Consider the following 19,226-nt stretch of genomic DNA (forward strand, 5'->3'; position numbering starts at 1 on the left):
CTATTTTCTCCTGAGCAATACACGATGGATGAAATGCCCTCTCACATGGAAACATCTTTTCATGTAAGAGAGCGTTTTGCCGTTCCAGGGCACAAGGTTCCTGTCCCTTTGGTAAGTTTGGTATCAATTTGCAACATAAGCCCTGCAAAAGAGGATACGAGCCGACCCTGAACGGTTACACTAAGAGGAAACATGGAAAGGAGCGGGACATGAAAAACAGGAGTATCAGCGGAGAGCATCTGATCCGGTTTCGGAAGCGGCTGGAAGATGAGGAGCGAAGCGCGGCGACGGTAGAGAAATACCTGCGGGATGTGGCGCAGTTCGCGTCCTTTCTGGCGGGCGGCGTAGTAACCAAGGCCTCCGTTGCCCGGTGGAAGGAGCGCTTGCTAGAGGAGGGCCAGTCTCCCTCTACGGTGAACGGCAAGCTGACGGCGCTGGACCGCTTTCTGGCCTTTGCCGGCTGGGCGGACTGCCGGGTGCGTCACCTGAAGCTGCAGCGGCGGCTGTTCCGGGACTCGGACCGGGAGCTGACACGGGAGGAGTACGGCCGTCTTGTAGCGGCGGCGGGCGCGGCCGGAAAGGAGCGGCTGGAGCTGCTGCTGGAGAGCGTCTGTGCCACCGGGGTCCGGGTGTCCGAGGTAAGATATCTCACTGTGGAGGCCGCCCAGCGGGGCAGAGCAGAGATATCTCTCAAGGGCAAGATCCGTGCCATTCTCATCCCTGGCAAGCTGTGCCGCAAGCTGCTGAAATACGCCAGGAAACAAAAAATCGCCTCCGGTGAGATATTCCTCACCAGAGGCGGAAAGAGCTTATCCAGGAAACAGATCTGGGCGGAGATGAAGGGGCTCTGCCAGAAAGCTGGGGTAGCCTCCTCCAAGGTCTTTCCCCATAATCTGCGCCACCTATTCGCCCGAACCTTCTACCGGGCATGCCGGGACGTGGCCAAGCTGGCCGATGTGTTGGGCCACTCCTCCATTGAAACGACCCGTATCTACCTCATCTCTACTGGCGCCGAGCACGCCCGCGCCTTGGAGCGGTTGAGGCTGGTGTCCTAGCCTTATAGACAGAATCAGCCTTCTGTCCCAAAAAATTGAGAGGAAAAGGCTGATACATCCATTACATAACAATAATCATATCAGGGGAAGGCCGAAAAAGCAAGTGTTTTTGCCTTCCAAGGCATGAAAATCAGGACCGACGAATCCATTTTTTCGCCGGCCTGTGTTTCCATGCCCATGATTTGACAAAAAGTCGCTCTCCAGAGCGGCTTTTTTATTTTTTCCGCCCCATGAAGCGGCTATTGAGGACAAAAGGGCCGCTCTCCCCGACCTTATCCAGAACAGAAGGCTGATTTTGTCATCCTTCCAAGTGTTAATGGACAAGGCAGCATTTTTAACACCTTATCCTATTATGACAGAAGGCTGATTCTGTCCTGAAGGCCGAGAAGGTTCTTGTAGGCTGGGCCTTTTTGTCCCGTGCGGAAAGGGGATGAGGATATTCGGAAAACGATGTATCAGTTGTGTCGGCAAACAGGCCGTGAGGAACTACTGGATCAGTGGCACCCCACGAAAAACTTGCCGCTGACGCCGGACACAGTAAGTGGCGGGAGCAGCCGCCGGGTCTGGTGGCGGTGCGGGAAGGGGCATGAGTGGCAGAGCGCCGTGTACGCCCGGGTGAGCGCGGGGGCCGGGTGCCCCTATTGCTCTGGGAAGCTGGCCGTCCCCGGCCAGACCGACCTGGCATCCCGCTTTCCGGAGGTGGCTTTCCAATGGCACCCCACGAAAAACGCCCCTCTCACCCCGGACCAGGTGCTCCCCGGCAGCCACAGGCTGGTCTGGTGGCTATGCAAAAAAGGGCACGAGTGGCAGGCCGTGGTCAAGTCCCGGACAGCCGGCAGCGGCTGTCCGGTGTGCAGCAACCGGGTAACTGCCCCTGGGGAGAACGATCTGGCTGTCACCCACCCGGAGCTGGCCGCCCAATGGCACCCCACGAGGAACGGGTCGCTGACGCCCCAGGAAGTGACGGCTGGGAGCCGCCGAAGGGTATGGTGGAAATGCTGTCGGGGGCATGAGTGGCAAGCCAGAGTCCTGTCTCGATCCTTTGGGGGCACAGGCTGCCCCTACTGTGCGGGCAAGCGGGTAATCCCTGGGGAGAACGACCTGGCCAGCCTCTACCCGGAGGCGGCCGCCCAGTGGCACCCAATGCGGAACGGCGCCCTGGCCCCAACTCAGGTGTCACCGTACAGCAACCGGAAGGTGTGGTGGCGGTGCGAAAAGGGCCACGACTACCAGGCGGTGGTGGCGGCCCGGACCATGGGTGGGAGCGGCTGCCCCTACTGCGCAGGGCGGAAGGCGCTGGCGGGCTTCAACGACCTAGCTACTCTGGCGCCGGAGGTGGCGGCCCAGTGGTACTGGACGCTCAACGGCAGCCTAACGCCGGAGCAGGTGACGGCCGGGAGCCGGCGGAAGGTATGGTGGGAGTGCCCCTATGGACACGTGTGGAAGGCGGCCATCTACTCCCGGACAGGAGAGCAGCACAGCGGCTGTCCCGTCTGCGCGGGCAAAGCCCGAAGCCGGCGGGCCCCCGCCCCAGCCGCCTGGGCGGCCAATCAGTCAAACAGCGGTATAGGCCGCATTTGAACCTATGAAACACCTTAATACGCAAGGAGGAAATGAGTACATGAAGAAACGATTGACAGCGATCCTGCTCACTCTGGCGCTGGTCCTCTCCCTGGGTCCGGTGTCAGTCTGGGCGGTAGGCGGGAGCGGGCTCTCGCCGGATGATCCGATGGCGGTGCCGGAGGAGGGCATGGTCATCGACGGGACTGCCTATAGGGGGGTCTCGAGCGACTGGCTTTTACGTGTTAATCCGAGTGGAGACGAGATGTATTTCTCCATCAAGATACCGAGCAGCGTGACGACTATTGGTTCGGGTGGTACGGTTGGTACGAATGTATTTTCGAACCTCGGAAAATCCAAAGTCGTGATTGACTTCTCCGAAGCGACCAGTCTGACCACCATTGAAAGTCAGGCGGCGATGGGTGCGCCCATTATCGGCGTACTGGATTTATCTAAGACAAAGGTACAGACGATAGAAAAGAGCGCCTTCAGCAGATGTACGGGTCTGACCGGCGTGATCCTGCCCGATACCCTTGAGGTCCTGGGGGCGGCTGACGGCAGCAGCGGCAGTGTTTTCAATGGGTGTTCAGGGCTGGAGTTTGTCCGCACAGCGAACAGCGAGGAGAGTACGGTCTTTGAACTGCCGGACAGCCTGAAAGCCATCGGAAAGCAGACTTTCAAAGATGCCTTTTCCGCCGGAATGGATGTGAAGGTCGTCATCCCAAAATCCGTGGAAACCATCGGCAGCGAGGCATTCTACAGCGGACGCATCTCCCAGATCGTGGTAAAACGGCAGGGAGACGGCTGGGACTCGAACTACACCGGTTATGACAGCAAAGCGTTCCATACCGGAAACAGCAGCCTGCTGATCATCTTTAATGACAACACGAGCTATCAGGATTACAGACTCAACTGCAGTCCCACAAGCACTTCCAGAAATGCCATGACCCATCCCCTGACGATTCGATTTGGCGACACAGGTATTCAGCAGGAAAAGCTGAACTATCAGTCTATTCAGTATATCCGGATTGAGGGTACTGACTTTTGGGAGAAGGATACAACATATACACTCCCCACTCTGGATAATACGCCGGATGAAAAGCCTGGCTACGATATACAATGGATGTTGGGCGGCAGCGCATTGACAAACACGGGGAAAGTGGATACCAATCAGACAAACCCGCAGGCCAAGGTGTCCTATTCCCTGCAAAACCCCACAGTCCAGTTTTCGGTGGACGGCGTCGCTCAGGCAAACGGGAACCTGACCGTAGAGCTAGATGACCAGGAACACACCGCCGGGGTACTGGTGTCCCATCCGCTGCTTCTGGAAAAACAGGGCAGCACGGAAGATGAATATGTCTACTTCCAATACTGCTGGTGGGACGAGTACGACCAGACCCCAAATGGCCCGCGCAGCATTGCGGAGCCAGATATCTTCTCTAACAGCGAGGGAAGCGGCATCCTGAATCGTGTAAAGACAGAACGTTCAGAAATTCCCATTGAGAGTAAAGACCATGAGAGAATCAGCCCCAACCAGTACATGGTAGAGATTTACGGCTATATCGTCAGGAATGGTGGAGAGCCAGAACTCTTCTATAAATCACATTATAATTTTATCGACTTCGGAAGCGACAACGATTACGAGGCGACAGTAACCAATTCTTACGTTTTCCAGGTGACGGTCATAGAGCCCAAGACCATCACGATTGAATCCCAGGACATTACGGCCTATACCGGCGGCGACTCCATCAACGACGACTCCTTCCCCACTGCCCGCTACAAGGTGACGGGTGCGGAAAACGTCACCTTGGATGAAATCGTTGTCACTGACAAAGCGGGCGAAGCGGGCGTAGAGTATGCCCTGTCTGACATTGAGGAGGGAGAAATCGTCCTTCTGCCCTGGCTGGAGGAGGGCTTTGTCCCAAAGGCAGAGGCAAACGCTCTGTCAGACGACGGCTTCGATACCGCAGATGATGACCGTGAGGCCGGCCTGTACGACATCGTCGCCACCAACCTGAACGAGCTCACTGTGAAAACTAAGGACGGGGACCCGGTGGATATCGACTTCTACCCCGGCACCCTGACCGTGCGCAACGTATCCGATCCGGACAAAGTTCTGGACAACACCGTAGACATTGCCCAGCCCGTGGTCCACAGCGAGGACGACGTGGATACCGACGACGGAATCGCTGTGGCCGTGATTCCCGATGGCGCGCATTTCTATACCAACGGCCAGGAGGACCTGGGCGTGCTGGGCACGGATACAACCGATCCCGATGCCAACCCACAGATTGCCCTGCTCTTTGACGATATTCTCGAACGGGACGCTGCGGCCCAGGCCGACACGCAAGCGTTGTTGGCAGAGCGCGCGGCTGAAACAGGCCATGCCCTCACAGAAAATCAGTATGAGTTCAAGTATCTGGACCTCATCAACGAGCACGACGGCAACGCCTGGGTAAGCACAGACCAGGATATCACCATCTTCTGGCCCTATCCCGATGCGGTCAAGAGCAGTTATAACGACTACACCTTTAGCGTCCTGCACTTCGAGGGTCTGCACCGGGAGTACCAGATCGATACAGCGGAGGATATGGAAAATCTGATCGATGCCTCCAACGTGGTTTCTATTTCCGCCGCCAAGACAGACAAGGGCGTGAAATTCAGCCTGAGCGGGGACGCTGCTAACGGCAGCTTCTCCCCCTTCGCCCTGGCCTGGACGAAGGAGAGCGGCGGCAGCTCCGGTGGAGGCGGCGGCACCACCCGTTACACCATCACGGCCAGTGCGGAGGATGGCGGCTCCATCAGCCCCAGCGGTTCCGTCCGTGTTGCCCGCGGCAGCGACAAGACCTTCACCATCCGGGCGGACAGCGGGTATGAGATCGCCGACGTGCTGGTGGACGGAGAAAGCGTGGGGGCCGTTCGCTCCTACACCTTTGAGAACGTCCGGGAGAAGCACACCATTCAGGCCCAGTTCCGGGCTGTCAAGCCGGTGGCTGACCCTGACCACACCGGCGTATCCAACTGGCTCAATGCGGAGGACCACATGGCCTATCTGACCGGATACCCTGACGGCACCTTTGGCCCCAACCGGAGCATGACACGGGCGGAGGTGGCCCAGATGTTCTACACCCTGCTTCTGAACCAGGATGTGAAGCTTACCGTATCCTTCTCCGACGTGCCCACCGAGGCGTGGTACGCCAAGGCGGTGAACACCCTGGCTTCCCTGGGTATGGTGGACGGCGTAGGCGGCGGCCGGTTTGACCCAGACCGGGCCATTACCCGCGCGGAGTTCACTACCATCGCCATGGGCTTCGCTCACAGAGTGAGCGAAGGAGAAGCCAGCTTCTCCGATGTGTCCGAGAGCGACTGGTTCTATCCCTATGTGATGAGCGCCTCCCAATATGGATGGATCGGCGGGTACAGCGACGGCACCTTCCGCCCCAACAACACCATCACCCGGTCGGAAGTGACCACCATCGTAAACAATATGCTGGCTCGGGCGGCAGACAAGGACTATGTGGACGCCCACGCCGACAGCCTCCGTCAGTTCCCCGACGTGGCCGAGGGCTATTGGGGTTACTACCAGATCATGGAGGCTGTCAACAGCCACAACTATACCAAGTCCGACGGCATGGAGGATTGGACTAGGTTGAAGTAACAGCGCCCATCTATCCCCTGCCCGCCTTCTAATTAAGGAGCACAAAGGAGGGAGCCGTTCCAACTGGAACGGCTCCCTCCTAAATTTAGATAAAATTTCACTATCGCTGACTTTTGCCACAATTACTCCCACTCGCTCCTGCCAGAAGTTTTCTAAACAGATTTGCTTACGGAGTTTAGCTCAGAGTATTAGTATTCTTTTCATTGTTCAGATAGTAGAGGCTATCTGATTTTTTGTTGCCATGGTGTTGCCAAAGAAATTGCGACATATTATCAAGCGGTATAAATAAAGGTTCCTCTTAAATCAAAAGTCTTTTTCTTTCCTTGGATAGCTAATCCAGCTTAAACATGCTGCATTTCATTTGTAAATAGTCGATTTTATCTAAAGTTAAACATCACAAATACTATTGACAATCAGACCAAACCTTGAAACAAGCATGTTTTTAAACGAGTCATATGTTTTACCCGATTGTGCACATACTTCATTGATATCAAACCACTTATCTGTTGAGGGAGATTCTGTAAGCAATTTATCTGCTTGTTTGTGTTGAAGTCCCACAAGATATATAACTGTCCATTTTTCACGCCAGCCCGCTTGACCTGCTTTTAGATGCGCTTTTTCAGCTTCTCCTGCACGGTTATGTACATTTGCAACATCCTGCCCACCTTTAATTTCAATACAAAGAATTTTTTCCTCAGGTTGCCCCTCCGAAAAAACGGAAATATCTGGATCAGAGCTTGGAACCACTCGGTATATATTACCTGCATTGTTTTTAAATCTCAAACATTTTTCTTCATCCGTGACAAGATCTACACGGAACGATTTTACAATTTGCTTAATTGTTTCAAACACATGTAGCGCTGCTTGAGTTCCTATTATATTTCTCCAAACTCCATCCGCATATACTCCCAGAGTCATTAGTGGCAATTCTGTAAGATCCTGTTCTAAATTTGAACGATTGACACCTCTTAACAGTAGTGCCATTGTATTATTTATAGCACAACATAAATTATCAAGTTCTTTTTCTGCACTTGCATTAACTTTACCATCATGTTCCATTGTTTTAAATACGGACAATCCTGTAGCACTCGTATAAAATTGTTTTTCGCTAATTCCCATAAGAAGGCGATAGTATCCCAAAAGTATTGGATTACTTTTTAAGACGCACGGTAATGCAAACATGACTTCCTCTCGGATACTTAGGCCTTGCAAAATCATCCGGCAGTCTTTACCTACAAACCTAGAAACTTCTGCCTGCAAAACATCTGGATCAATAGTTGATACTGTAGCTTTAAGATTTGATCCCAACATTCTTTCACGATAGTCATGAAGAATTTTTTGCGTTTGTATTTGCTTTGCTGTAGATGGGATGACAATGTCTCTCACATTTCTTCCTCCATAATACTCATTCCTTCTGAACATAAACGTTTTATTGATATTTGGTAATAGTCTGGATTAAGCTCAATTCCAACAAAACGCCGATGTAAACGTTTCGCAGCCACCGCTGTGGTTCCTGATCCCATAAAGGGGTCTAGAATCAAATCATTTTCATTTGTTCCGAATAGGATACATGGTTCAATTAATTCTACCGGATATACAGCAAAATGTCCTGATGTATCCTTATTCGCCTTAGTATTGATACTCCATACGTCTCGAATTCTTCGTCCATTTGGCCCTTTTTTTGCATCAACATAATATTTATATTTTTCATTTTTAGAAAATAAGAACATATACTCATGACATCTTGTTGGACGATCTCTAACACTTTCTGGCTGACAATTTGGTTTCTCCCATATTATATCAGAACGAAGATACCATCCTCGAGACTGCAGTGCAAATGCTAATCGCCAAGGTACACCTATCAGCTCTTTTGCTTTTAACCCTTCAGGTGTATCTGGTCTAATTGACATTGCGCGAGCTTTATTTTTGCCATCAGGAGCGCGCCATTTGCGCCCGCCTGATGTATAACTATCTCCAATGTTTAGCCAAAATGTTCCATCATTCTTTAATACTCTTTTTACTTGATCAAATAAATCAGCAAGTGTGTCTATATACTTATAGACGCTTTCTTCTAGACCAATTTGACCATCGATATTATAGTCTCTCAATGCCCAATATGGAGGCGAGGTAATTACACATTGTACGGATTCATCGCGCATTTGGTCTAAAATTTTTTTTGCATCCCCAAGGAATAATGAAGAAGTATCCGAAAGAATCTTCTCTACCTTACCTTTATTTATACCTGTACTCAAAACAACAGGACTAGAAAACAATGATTTTTGATAAATCAAATCGTCGCAAATCCTGCTACCTTTTTTCTGTGATTCCTCAATCAATTTCATTTTCCTCCAATTAAGGATAATCCGTACATTATACTATGCATATACATTCTAATCCGAAAATCAATTTTCTCTATAGTTAATGAGTGCAACATGGACAAAGCCAGCAATCACTCGTCTATAAACGCTACAATCTCACCTATATCGCATGATAAGGTTCGACAAATCCGATGAAGACTTTCCATAGAGACATATTCATTCTTGCCCATTTTGGCTAGTACATTGAAACTGATTCCCGCAACGTCTTTTAGCTCTGTTCGATTCATCTTTTTATCAATCAGCATCTTCCATAGTTTATCGTAACTGACTGGCATAATCAATTCCCCATTTGTTGTCGAATTATTTCACATTATACCACATCATGCACACAACGGCAAGATAATCTCATGAAACTGTGAGGATATATAAAATCTATGTGAGATTGTAGTTCAATCTATCTTACACTGTTATCTGTAAATGATTTTGACCTTTTCTCCTTCTTACGTACTCCACCAGCTCCCGCGCATTACTGGCAGGGTACCAGTCATAGACAATCAGATAGTCTACATAATCAACAATATAGCGGTTTGCTCTTATAATTGGAACACATTCTATCCCTGGCGGATAGAATGTTCCATCAAATCCATCGGGTGTTGGGATGGGCCGCTCTGCTGGATGGTATGGCAATAGCAAAGTGAGCTTCACCTCTGAGTAAAAGCACTTGGCTTCTTTGACTGCCGATGCTACAAGGTGGTCAAATCCACCGTAGTGACCGACGATAAATTCTGTAACGCCATATTCAACAATGTGCTGCTCCACAGCCGCATACAATGCCGAATAAATTTCTTTCGATGCCTCTCTGTGCCCAATGAAAAAGCAGGTTTTTCCTCCCAAAGTTTTCCTTCCTTTGCAGTCGTGCTTGTCGTTAAAATTATACGATATAAATGATTAAATCACAAACCATTTATCAAAGTATAATTTACGAAGAACACAAGCAAAGGAGTGATGCAGGTGAAGGATATTCTCTCGGTTATAACCGCGTATCGGGAGGAACGGGGCTGGACAGAGTATCAGCTTGCAGAATGCTCCGGTTTACCACAATCCACGATCTCCTCATGGTATCGTAAGAAAATGGTTCCGACCATTCCATCCCTGGAGAAAATCTGCACAGCTTTTGGCATTACGCTGTCTCAGCTGTTTGCCGAAGAAGATGCACCTGTTTCCTTGACTGAGGCGCAGAAAAAGCTTCTGGAACGCTGGTCAAGATTGAGCGAAGATCAACAGGTCGTTGTATTTGCTTTGATTGATAAGATGTAAAAAATCCGCCAGAGGCACACCTTTTAGGATGCTACTTCTGGCGGATTTTCTTTCTTGCCAATCTAATGGAGCTTTCTTTGTTACAGTCTTTAGATACAGTTCTGGCTCACCATTCAAAATCAGCTCGGCATAGACCAACGGATTGTTGTAAATCAGCCAGTCTAGCTCTGACCGTTGGTACATACTGTTCGCTACCTCGTTCTCTAAAGCTGTGCAGTCAATAGAGAGTAGCGTTCCGTCACCCATGCGCAGCTCCACGCAGGCGGTGTCCAGGTTAAACTTGCAGGACAAAATCTTTCTCATACTCGTTACCTCCCAACCCCTCAAATTTCGGTTAATTTGCCGCAACGGCACAAGGGTCGTTGCGGTTGTTTTAGTTACCGGCAAGCAATGCATGTGGCTATCCACACACAAATCCGGCAAGCAATGCGAGTGTTAATATACACTCACATTTCCTGCCGTCTGCTTGTTGAGGGCAGCGCCCCCAAGCCCCCTTGAACACAGAATTTCATTCTGTGGCTGCGCGTTCTCCGAACGCTTTGAAAGGGTACGACAAAACGCCGACCCCTTTAAGATACTCTGGAACAAATCGTTCCCCCCTTATTGCCTGATGGCTACCGCGAAACACAGTAGCCCTCGCTAGATGCGTGGGCAAAATGCCTACCCATCGTTCTCTTTTACTCCGCATCCTGTGCCCTGTTTTTGGGCATAGGGTGTCGTGAAACGCGACATCCTACGGTACTTTTAGGGTGCCCTAAAATGGGTCGCCCTCTTGAATAATGGGGTGGCAAAACACCACCTCGCATTTTCTTTCCCGCAACATGGTACAGGGGCGCAGCGGTACTGGGAGTACCCCTCAAAACACCGTCGTGACCGTTGCAAGCGTCGCGCTTTACTCGATTACTTCAAATGCGGATGCTTCTACCACCATATAAGTCAGCCGAATACGCCGCCCTTCATGTTTGATTTTGTATTCATACTTCACCTGATGTTCTTCCAGCAGACGACTGGCATTTACATTCAGATGCTTAGTAAGGTGGTTCACCACCATATCCAACCGGATGGCTTCGGCAAGATCTGTGTGGCTGCCTTCCCATTCGCAGTTCTCGTCAGATACGATCTTCGCTACCGCTTCCAGCACGGGATCCGGTGGCTACTTCCAGAGTTCATTCTCCGCATAGTCGAGGATCCATACCAAACGCTCCTGGTCTTTGCTTAGATACAGCCGCTGATCCGGCTGATCCCGTCCGCTGATTTCCAGTGTGGCCTTTCCGTCAGTTCGTTTTTCTTTCTGCATAATGAGTGCCCCATCTGCACAGCCTGACAGTCCGGTGGTGCCGGAAATCTTCTCAAAGCTATCTCCTGCAGGCTACTTTCTGGTGTGATGGACGATCAGGATGCAAATTCCATGCCGGTCTGCAAATTGTTTCAGTTTTCCAATCACCTCATAATCGCTGGAATAACTGTAGTTATCGCTCACCATCTCCCGGACTTTTTGCAGGGTATCTACGATAACCAGTTTGGTGTCTCGGTGTTCCCGGACAAATTTTTCAAGCTGTTCATCCAGACCGCTGCCGATCATCTTGGCACTGGTAGCAAAGTGGAGGGAGTTTGTCCCCTCCACACCGAACATACGGAACATCCGGCGCTGCAAACGACTTTCGTCATCTTCCAGAGCAAGATAGAGGACTGTTCCCTGATGAACCTTGTAGCCCCACAAATCCTGCCCGGTGCTGACATGGTGGGCGATCTGCGCCACCAGAAAAGATTTGCCGATTTTGGGCGCTCCGGCAAGGATATATGCTCCAGTATAGAGCAGGTTTTCAATCACTGCGGACTTTACCTCAAACACATTGTCCATCAGCTCGTCCAAGGTTACAGTATGCAGGTAAGCCGGGTCGCTCATGCGCTGTATCCTACGGTACATTTCCTCCAGGCTTTCCTGAGGATTTATAACTTCATCGTTGATTTCTTCCTTGAAAGTGGTTATACTAATGTCAGAGTTTTTAGAGATTGACTGCCCATCATCTGCGCCAACAGATGAAGCATGGGTGGTCATTTTCTTTTTTTCATCGGTCATAGGCAACATCCTCCTGCATTCCTTTCATAATGGTTGTGATCATCTGAATGGTGTCCAACAGTTCCTCATTTACGCCTTGCCCGGCTTCAATCCGGTGCAGCTCGTCCAGCACAGTAGCCAGCTGATCTCGCAGTGCCTTATAGACTCTTGGATTTCCCTGCACCACCACATCCCGACAGAGCAGCCGATGGATGATATAGTCTTGCTTGGTCAGTCCTGTGAGCTTGACTGCTGTTTCAATCTTGGTATCCTCCTCTGGGGAGACCCGGAAAGATACGGCCTTGTTCCTCCAACGGTTGTGCTTATCCAAATTCTTTGCTGATATTTTTAATTGCCCCTTTCCATATTTAATTTATCAGCCATTTCCGTTTGCTTGGACGGAAACAGGTGTGCATAATTGTAAGTAATGTCGATACTTTCATGGCCCACCCGGTCTGCTATGGCTGTAGCAGAGAACCCCATGTCGATGAGAAGTGAAACTGCACTGTAACGAATGTCATGGATTCGGATGCGCGGGACTCCAGCCTCTTTGGAGCCTCTATCCATCTCCCGGTGGAGATAACTCTTGGTGACGGTGAACATTCGGTCATCTGCTCCAATGCCGTAGAGCATTTTGAGGTAATCCTGAATTTCCTCGGCCAGGAACTGCGGCATAGTGATGATCCGATTGCTCTTTTCAGTTTTTGGAGTAGTAATCAAATCCTGCCCATTCAGCCGCTGATAGGATTTGTTGATGGAAACAGTGCGCTTCTCAAAGTCAAAATCTGCCGGGGTCAGAGCCAGAAGTTCTCCCTCTCGGATGCCACACCAGTAGAGCATCTCAAAGGCATAGAAGGACAGCGGTTTATCCATCATCACTTCCACAAATTTCAAATACTGCTCCTTAGTCCAGAACATCATTTCTCGGTTTTTCTTTTTCCCCATGCTACCTGCCTTTTTACAAGGGTTATCACGGAGATTGTAATACCGTACCGCATGGTTAAAGATGGCACTGAGTTGAGAAAGGATTTGTCAAGGGTAATTTCTGCAGAGCGTTCACAAATAATAAATGTCAAGTTTCTACAGAAGCAGGGGGCTACCGTGTTTTACGGTAACCTCCTGTTGTTTTCCAACTCTTATCGTATCAAATTTCAATAATGCCAATCTTCTTTAAATAGTTGTAAGTTTGATCATAGTATTCAGGATTTCTGGTAACATCTTCAGGATTGCCCTTTGGTACATAAATTATATAACCTTGCTGTGCACGAGTAAGCAAAACTCGATAAGAATTTTTCTGATAATTCTGAGCAATTGGATTATTAACCTTTGACCAAGAAGATCCAGCAAAATTATTGTATGTGAATTTACCATCCAAGTACCTGTAGTCCGCTTCCCATACAACAACTGCGTAGTCAATTTCCAACCCCTGAATCTTAAATTCCGATGCCGCAACTTCCATAAAGTATGAAGAGTTCACATCATCTTTTCCATTCAAAAACCATTTTTCAATCTCAATATCTTTGGGAACTGTGACACCATCTGCACGTAGCCGCTTAGCACCTGAACTCGCAATAATTCCATATCGTTCTGTGCCATGACTTATATTTCGCACCCATTCTTTAGCCGTCTGAAGATTTCTCGTTAAAAGAATTGGATACCGCATTTTGTTGGTAGCTGAGTCAGCTTGGATGATTTTCGGATAAAGTTCCTTTGCAGTTGCTTCATCTCCATCGATTATCGCCTTTGCAAAAGCAGAAACAAGCTCACTTCTAAAGCTTCTCATAGAAACCGACAGATGAAGTTCACGGCACTTATGAACTTCTGCATTGAAAAGGAGTTCATCAATCGAACTATTTCTAGCATATTCATAGCCTGCCATACGGTCTGAGCAAAACACCTTCCAGGAAGGAAAATGCTCATTTATTGCATTAAACCATTCTGCAATTCCTGCTTCCCCATCATGTATTTCCTGCCCTCCGCCAACTAAACATACAATAACCGCCCAATCTTTGTGCCTGTTCATATACTCAATAAGGCATTCAGGCTCAGACATATTAAAGTGGGACTGTCCCTTTTTTGTCCGCATGAACTTACTTAACTGCTCCTTTTTCCAAGCCCGCTGAGCTTCATCAAAAATCGCAATCTTGTCGATAGGTGCTGAATGTCCCTCCAAAAGTGAATCATCCCTAAACCAATGTATCATCTGAATAAAACTCTTTGTTTCAGAAAAGATGCCGTTTTTTGTAATATTATACTCACAGTTGGTACAGTTTCTGTTCAAATCTCTGGCCTTACAGTCTGTACAATACATTTTTTTCTTTTCTACTTTATCTCGAGTCAATGCCTCTCTTAAAACAGTAACCAAAGGTTCATTTCCCGAAAGAAACACGGCATGTTCTTCGTCTCCTTCTTGAAAATGATGTCGCCTATTCGCTATGTTCAGTCCTACCGAGATATTCTTTCTCGGTCTTGTACTGCCATTTTCCCTTTTCATCCAGCGGGCGCACCGTCAGCAGGATGTGAGCGTGGGGATTGTGACCGGGAGGGTATGAATCATGAATCGCCACATCCGCACACATTCCATCAGATACAAAGGTATCAGAAACAAAATCAGACAGCAGCCTTTCCCACTGTGCTTTACTCAGCTCAATCGGCAGAGCAACCACAAATTCACGGGCCAGTCGGCTGTCCTTTGTTTTTTCGTTTTCCTCCACAGCATTCCACAGTGTTTCTCGATCCTGCCACTCTTCGGGAGCGGCAACCGGCAGAGCATCCGGCTCCACGGCTGACCATTTTGGCCTCTAAATAATAAATTGCCATTGTCTACCATCCTTTCCGAAGGGTTACTGTGAAATGCAGTAGCCCTTCTTCCGCCCCTGTATCTGTGTCAAGCTGCCGGTGGCAGGTTGACACAGGCAGGCGGCGAGATGGGGTGGCAATATACCACCCCATAAATAGGGGGCTTACAAAATGGTCCCCCTTGCCGACTGCATGGACAAGGCTGGCAGTTTGACAGAAATGCAGCCTTGTCCAGCGGCGTCCGCAGATGCCGCAATCCCCCTCGGAAAGCGCACGATTTCCGCAGGAAATACCACCGCCCCTTCGGGGTGGTGAGTAAGTACGCCCTTCGGGAAAAAAGAGAAGCGCCCCTTCCTGGATGAGCCTACGTGTTCGGGCTTTACGTTCTTTCACTCGATCCCGTGCCTGAGCTTCCTCTAAACGGTGCTTAGCCTGTAATAACTTCTTTTCGTGTTCCGTCATAGATTTTCCCTTTCTGCCGTATCCGGCTGAAAATACAAAAAAGGCGGCTTATGAGATTTTATTCTCACAAGCCGCCTCCGTGCTGATCCTTATGCTGTTTTCCCTTTTTGATCCGACTCTTTAATGGCGGATACTTCTATACTTTTCTGTTCGTTTTTCTTTGCCGCTCTGCGCTCCTTCTGTCTTTTATAGACTGCTTCTTTCATGCAATCCTCACAGCAGTATTTCACGCCGTTTCTGTCTGTAATAAAGACAGTTCCGCAGTTTCCACAAGTGCATCCTCGTTTTCTTTTTTTCGCCGCTTCCTGCCGGTAATATTTAGAGCGACAATTTTGATCGCAGAACATTGCATTGGACATTTTTGATTCAAAGGTCTTCCCGCAGCACTTACACACAATCTGAAACGGTTCACCTACTTTCCGGGTGCCATCCTTCAGTGCTTTGTACCGCTCTCTGCTTTGCATACGATGCTTACACAGGTATTCCTGTCGCATTTCTTCCTCCGGTGTCAGTTCCGGCACAGGTGCCGCAAAGTATCCAATAAAGTTTAGATAGATCTCCACTTCCTGCACTCGATCCCCATCCACCTTTTCCGGGGCATAAACAAGGATTATGTCTACAAACTCGTTGATCATCGGCGTCGTCAATCCGGAAAAGTCCGTGTACTTTTTCGCCAGTGCAAGGAATTGTTCGGCATTTGCGGTACTTTCTTCAAAGGCCGCTACTTGTTTTTCAAACTCTGCAATCTCCGAGCGCAAATTTTTTTGTTCTGCTTCATACTCCGCCAGCAGACTATCAAAGCGTTCATCTGAAATTCGCCCAACCGCAAAAGACTCGTAGAGCTTTTTGATGATGACATCCTGCTCATCTGCTCGTTTCCGGTTCTTATTGAGCTTCCGTTTCGTATCTTTTACAGCTTCTTTCTAGCGGAACGCAAATGCTACTCTCACCTTTTCCAGAAATTCTTTCTGGTTGGTGATGGCATAGGTGCTGGCTGCCTGTATTGTTTCCAAGAGCAAAGTCCGAATGGCTTTAGTTGAAATATAGTGACTGCAGCATACATCCATCCTGTTTCTGGACGCCAGTTTATACGCTGAGTATTCGTAAGCATCATAAGGGTAATTTCCGTTTTCTAAATCACCTTGGAATCGGTGGTTATACATTTTCGTCCCACAATCAGCGCAGAACACGAGTCCTGTCAGCGGATTTGCTTCTCCAAGGGTATCCTTTCGCCTGGGGGGTTTCCGCAGCTTCTGCACCAGTTCCCATGTCTCTTTGTCAATAATCGCTTCATGGGTGTTTTCAAAAATCAGCCATTCCTCCTGCGGATTACGAACACTGCCCTTATCCTTATAGGATTCTTTATGAGAACGAAAATTTACAGTATGTCCGATATACTCCGGCTTAGACAGAATCTGCTCCACCATATAACCGCTCCAATTATAGGGGTTGGGAAAGTCTTCTTTGCTTTTCCAAAAGCCGATCCCTTTCTTCCCTAAATAGACAGCAGGAGTTTCCACCTTGTCCTCATACAAAATCCGTGCAATTTCATAAGGACCGATTCCTTCTGCATTCATGCGGAATATTCTGCGTACAACCTCTGCGGCTTCCTCGTCGATCAGCCAGTGGAATTTATCCTTGGGATCTTTTTTGTAGCCATAAATGGCGATGTTTGTGGTCGGCTTGCCAGATTCACCTTTAATCCGAATCGCTGTGCGCTGTTTTCGGCTCAAATCCCAAAGATACCATTCGTTCATGATATTGAGAAACGGAGCAAATTCGTTGCTGTTCTGGTCGCTGCTGTCCACATTATTCGCAATTCCAATAAACCGGATACCATGCTGACGGAAGAACACCTCCGTATAAAAGCCGGTTTGCAGATAATCACGGCCAATGCGGGACATATCCTTCGCAAGTACGGTGCTGACCCGGCCTTCCTCAATATCGTTCATCAGCCGTTTCCATGCAGGCCGGTCAAAATTGCCGCCGGAATAGCCATCGTCCGTATAGTGAACGCAATTCTGGAAACCTTGCTACTGAGCATAGCTTTCCAAATATTTTTTCTGATTCACGATCGAGTTGCTGTCCCCAACCTGTTCATCGTCACGGGACAAACGCTCATAAAGAGCTGTAATTTTTCCTTCAGTCTGTTTTACGCTCATGATGCGCTCCTTTCAGACTGACGGCTCATTTGTGGTGATTCCATTATACCACAAGAACCACAAGGATTTGCAGCCTCGTTTTGAATCAGTCTTAAAATTTTATCTTCCATCGTTTCTGTTGCTGTTTCACTGCCGTATACTCTCACCCGATAGATAGTGGAACCGATACGGCGGTTTATCATATAAAAGCCCTGCTTTTCCTTTTCATTTCCCATAGGCAATATCCTCCGGCAAGGTTTCAGCTCTGTATTCCTGCTGTGTAACGCTTTTCTTCGCTGTTTTCATGGTTTTGATAGAACTCCCTTCCAAACGCAAAATGCCCTCCGAAAACCCTTGTGCTATCAGGGTTTCGGAGGGGCAAATGGTTACTTTCTCTTGTTTCTGAATTTCCGTACTCTCGCTGCATTCTGCTGACGATGGGCAGACTCCGCACACTGCGGGGAGCAGTACACCCGCTTCCCGTCAGCCGGAAATTTCTGGCCGCAATACTGACAGGTGCGGACAGGCTGGCTTTCCAGTGATGCTTGCAGCTCCGGGTCATTGAGCAGAACCGATCCCCGAAAGTAGTAGCACATAGCACTGTTTGTGTAGCAGATGCCGAACATGGGACAATCACAGTCCAGCGGCAAGCACCCGTACTCGCTGTCATAGTTGGCGCAAAGCCTTGTGACCAGCTTTTTGATGGAGCATTTCTTTTTTGAAGTCAGCTCCCTGTTTTGGTTTGACATCATTGTTTTTTCCTTTCTTTCATAAAGTGTAATCGGAATAATTATTTTCAGATTACTTCCTGACTGATAGGAGAAAACAGCGGTGTAAATCGGAACTGTTTTTCAAAAATTAAAAAATAAATTATAGACAGCACAAGTTTTTGAAATAAAATAGGAGGCAGAAGGGAGGCGAAGTCATGGGCGAAGAACAGAATGATCTGTGGTTGGAAGAAGAAAGCGAAGAAAATTCAGAAGAAGTCTCCTGGGCAGAATCTATCCTTGACTTTGTCGACTGGAATCAGGACGAGGACGCTCCTATCTGCGATGAAGAACTGGAAGAAGCTCTGGCAGAAGAACGGAACGCTGCTTTGGAAAGTGAGCTGGGGCAGGACGAGCATCCTTTAGAAGCAGAGGATGATATTCCAGAAGATGCCGATTCAGCCGAATCTCCCATCAGCCTGAATACACTCCGACAGCAGATGGATGAAACATCTGTGGAGCGCATCAGCTTAGCCGCAAGAACAGAGACAAATTTTTCTGTGGCTATTGGGGAAATGAACCGATTGGATCGCAACTGTGAACGCAGAGTGCGGTATCACGAAAATCTTCGTGGAGATGTGCCGCTGGAGTATAAGAAGGCAAACTATGGATTGGTTTTCCCTGAGTGCCTGAATACGCCGGAACAGCAGCTTTTGGGCAAAGGCAGTTTTCTGGACTTGATCTTTGACTGTCCTTATGAGATGCACCAGCTGACTGCTGACCCATTTCTCTCCAAAATTGTGGAACGGCTGAAGGACGAACATAAGGAAGTGCTGTACTTTCTCTCCCTGCGGTTGTACAGCACTGCTAAAGTGGCAGCCATGCGGGGGCAATCTGATCGAAATATCCGCAAGCTACGGGATACTTACACACGAAAATTACAGCATCAGCTATATGAACATCTTTTGCGGAAGAACAGCTTGACCTTGCGGGAGAAAGAATTTGTTGCTCTGTATGCTACAAGTTTAGAGCAGAGCGGAAAGAGTGCGGCGAAGGTCAAAACGCCGCCCCGTAAAAAGAGCGGCTTGACAGAATCCGAAAATTGATTTTATACTTGTAATATGATTATAATATATCAGATTACACATAG

13 protein-coding genes and 6 pseudogenes are annotated in these 19,226 nt (G+C 48.7%); 5 read left to right on the forward strand and 14 right to left on the reverse strand.

Annotated elements, in window-relative coordinates; all coding sequences use genetic code 11:
- The first annotated feature begins 209 nt into the window (after window positions 1-209).
- The 3 genes from MCG44_RS10250 (at window position 210) to MCG44_RS10260 (ending at window position 6,273) form a co-directional block, all read left to right on the forward strand.
- Window positions 210-1,055, forward strand: coding sequence for a tyrosine-type recombinase/integrase (locus MCG44_RS10250; RefSeq protein WP_147571420.1), 846 nt, complete (start codon window positions 210-212; stop codon window positions 1,053-1,055).
- A gap of 450 nt (window positions 1,056-1,505) precedes the next feature.
- On the forward strand, window positions 1,506-2,636 hold the full coding sequence (locus MCG44_RS10255) for a zinc-ribbon domain-containing protein (protein WP_240288069.1): 1,131 nt from the start codon (window positions 1,506-1,508) through the stop codon (window positions 2,634-2,636).
- A 40-nt stretch (window positions 2,637-2,676) separates the two neighbouring features.
- The gene (locus tag MCG44_RS10260) at window positions 2,677-6,273 is read left to right on the forward strand and encodes an S-layer homology domain-containing protein (RefSeq protein ID WP_240288071.1); all 3,597 of its coding nucleotides are present in this window, start codon (window positions 2,677-2,679) and stop codon (window positions 6,271-6,273) included.
- Window positions 6,274-6,660: 387 nt separating this feature from the next.
- Here the strand turns inward: MCG44_RS10260 and MCG44_RS10265 are convergent, their stop codons facing one another.
- The 4 genes from MCG44_RS10265 to MCG44_RS10280 form a co-directional block, all read right to left on the reverse strand.
- Complete coding sequence (locus MCG44_RS10265; RefSeq protein WP_240288073.1) at window positions 6,661-7,659, reverse strand: XcyI family restriction endonuclease; 999 nt, start codon at window positions 7,657-7,659, stop codon at window positions 6,661-6,663.
- Window positions 7,656-8,432, reverse strand: a complete 777-nt coding sequence (locus MCG44_RS10270) for a DNA-methyltransferase (RefSeq protein ID WP_412531157.1) — start codon at window positions 8,430-8,432, stop codon at window positions 7,656-7,658. The genes MCG44_RS10265 and MCG44_RS10270 overlap by 4 nt, the downstream gene beginning before the upstream one ends.
- 290 nt (window positions 8,433-8,722) lie before the next feature.
- Window positions 8,723-8,926, reverse strand: coding sequence for a helix-turn-helix transcriptional regulator (locus tag MCG44_RS10275; RefSeq protein WP_318653905.1), 204 nt, complete (start codon window positions 8,924-8,926; stop codon window positions 8,723-8,725).
- A gap of 124 nt (window positions 8,927-9,050) precedes the next feature.
- On the reverse strand, window positions 9,051-9,485 hold the full coding sequence (locus tag MCG44_RS10280; RefSeq protein ID WP_240288077.1) for a hypothetical protein: 435 nt from the start codon (window positions 9,483-9,485) through the stop codon (window positions 9,051-9,053).
- A gap of 111 nt (window positions 9,486-9,596) precedes the next feature.
- Here MCG44_RS10280 and MCG44_RS10285 point away from each other — a divergent pair, with 111 nt between their 5' ends.
- Window positions 9,597-9,908: a helix-turn-helix domain-containing protein gene (locus tag MCG44_RS10285; protein ID WP_240288079.1), complete on the forward strand. Its 312-nt coding sequence runs from the start codon at window positions 9,597-9,599 to the stop codon at window positions 9,906-9,908.
- Window positions 9,909-9,968: 60 nt separating this feature from the next.
- Here MCG44_RS10285 and MCG44_RS10290 read toward each other — a convergent pair.
- The 10 genes and pseudogenes from MCG44_RS10290 to MCG44_RS10335 all read right to left on the reverse strand — a co-directional run.
- A pseudogene (locus tag MCG44_RS10290) lies at window positions 9,969-10,211 on the reverse strand (DUF6061 family protein); the annotation flags it as partial.
- Window positions 10,212-10,800: 589 nt separating this feature from the next.
- Window positions 10,801-11,988, reverse strand: a pseudogene (locus MCG44_RS10295) (AAA family ATPase).
- A complete protein-coding gene (locus MCG44_RS10300) occupies window positions 11,978-12,313 on the reverse strand; it encodes a plasmid mobilization protein (protein WP_240288914.1) in 336 nt (111 codons plus the stop codon). Before MCG44_RS10300 ends, MCG44_RS10295 begins: the two are co-directional and overlap by 11 nt.
- Window positions 12,314-12,315: 2 nt before the next feature.
- A pseudogene (locus tag MCG44_RS10305) lies at window positions 12,316-12,990 on the reverse strand (site-specific integrase); the annotation flags it as partial.
- A 121-nt stretch (window positions 12,991-13,111) separates the two neighbouring features.
- Window positions 13,112-14,461 carry a DNA/RNA helicase domain-containing protein gene (locus MCG44_RS10310; protein WP_240288081.1) on the reverse strand — a complete coding sequence of 450 codons (1,350 nt, stop codon included), beginning with the start codon at window positions 14,459-14,461 and terminating at the stop codon, window positions 13,112-13,114.
- Window positions 14,418-14,787 (reverse strand): annotated as a pseudogene (locus tag MCG44_RS10315) (MobA/MobL family protein); the annotation flags it as partial. The pseudogene MCG44_RS10315 and the gene MCG44_RS10310, both read right to left, overlap by 44 nt.
- 318 nt (window positions 14,788-15,105) lie before the next feature.
- A pseudogene (locus MCG44_RS10320) lies at window positions 15,106-15,228 on the reverse strand (DUF3847 domain-containing protein); the annotation flags it as partial.
- Between the two features lie 89 nt (window positions 15,229-15,317).
- Window positions 15,318-17,390 (reverse strand): annotated as a pseudogene (locus MCG44_RS10325) (recombinase family protein).
- Window positions 17,387-17,605: a transposon-encoded TnpW family protein gene (locus MCG44_RS10330; RefSeq protein ID WP_087415339.1), complete on the reverse strand. Its 219-nt coding sequence runs from the start codon at window positions 17,603-17,605 to the stop codon at window positions 17,387-17,389. Before MCG44_RS10330 ends, MCG44_RS10325 begins: the two are co-directional and overlap by 4 nt.
- Before the next feature lie 150 nt (window positions 17,606-17,755).
- Complete coding sequence (locus tag MCG44_RS10335) at window positions 17,756-18,118, reverse strand: cysteine-rich VLP protein (protein ID WP_240288083.1); 363 nt, start codon at window positions 18,116-18,118, stop codon at window positions 17,756-17,758.
- 176 nt (window positions 18,119-18,294) lie between these two features.
- Here MCG44_RS10335 and MCG44_RS10340 point away from each other — a divergent pair, with 176 nt between their 5' ends.
- Entirely contained in the window at window positions 18,295-19,182 is an 888-nt protein-coding gene (locus tag MCG44_RS10340) for a sigma-70 family RNA polymerase sigma factor (protein WP_240288085.1), read from the forward strand.
- Window positions 19,183-19,226: the final 44 nt, after the last annotated feature.

The organism is Lawsonibacter sp. OA9 (assembly GCF_022440585.1).

Coding starts and splice junctions, on each gene's coding strand:
- MCG44_RS10310 (WP_240288081.1), bottom strand. CDS start 14,461: ATGAAAAGGGAAAATGGCAGTACAAGACCGAGAAAGAATATCTCGGTA.
- MCG44_RS10285 (WP_240288079.1), top strand. CDS start 9,597: ATGCAGGTGAAGGATATTCTCTCGGTTATAACCGCGTATCGGGAGGAA.
- MCG44_RS10340 (WP_240288085.1), top strand. CDS start 18,295: ATGGGCGAAGAACAGAATGATCTGTGGTTGGAAGAAGAAAGCGAAGAA.
- MCG44_RS10330 (WP_087415339.1), bottom strand. CDS start 17,605: ATGGGAAATGAAAAGGAAAAGCAGGGCTTTTATATGATAAACCGCCGT.
- MCG44_RS10260 (WP_240288071.1), top strand. CDS start 2,677: ATGAAGAAACGATTGACAGCGATCCTGCTCACTCTGGCGCTGGTCCTC.
- MCG44_RS10250 (WP_147571420.1), top strand. CDS start 210: ATGAAAAACAGGAGTATCAGCGGAGAGCATCTGATCCGGTTTCGGAAG.
- MCG44_RS10270 (WP_412531157.1), bottom strand. CDS start 8,432: ATGCGCGATGAATCCGTACAATGTGTAATTACCTCGCCTCCATATTGG.
- MCG44_RS10255 (WP_240288069.1), top strand. CDS start 1,506: ATGTATCAGTTGTGTCGGCAAACAGGCCGTGAGGAACTACTGGATCAG.
- MCG44_RS10275 (WP_318653905.1), bottom strand. CDS start 8,926: ATGCCAGTCAGTTACGATAAACTATGGAAGATGCTGATTGATAAAAAG.
- MCG44_RS10335 (WP_240288083.1), bottom strand. CDS start 18,118: ATGTCAAACCAAAACAGGGAGCTGACTTCAAAAAAGAAATGCTCCATC.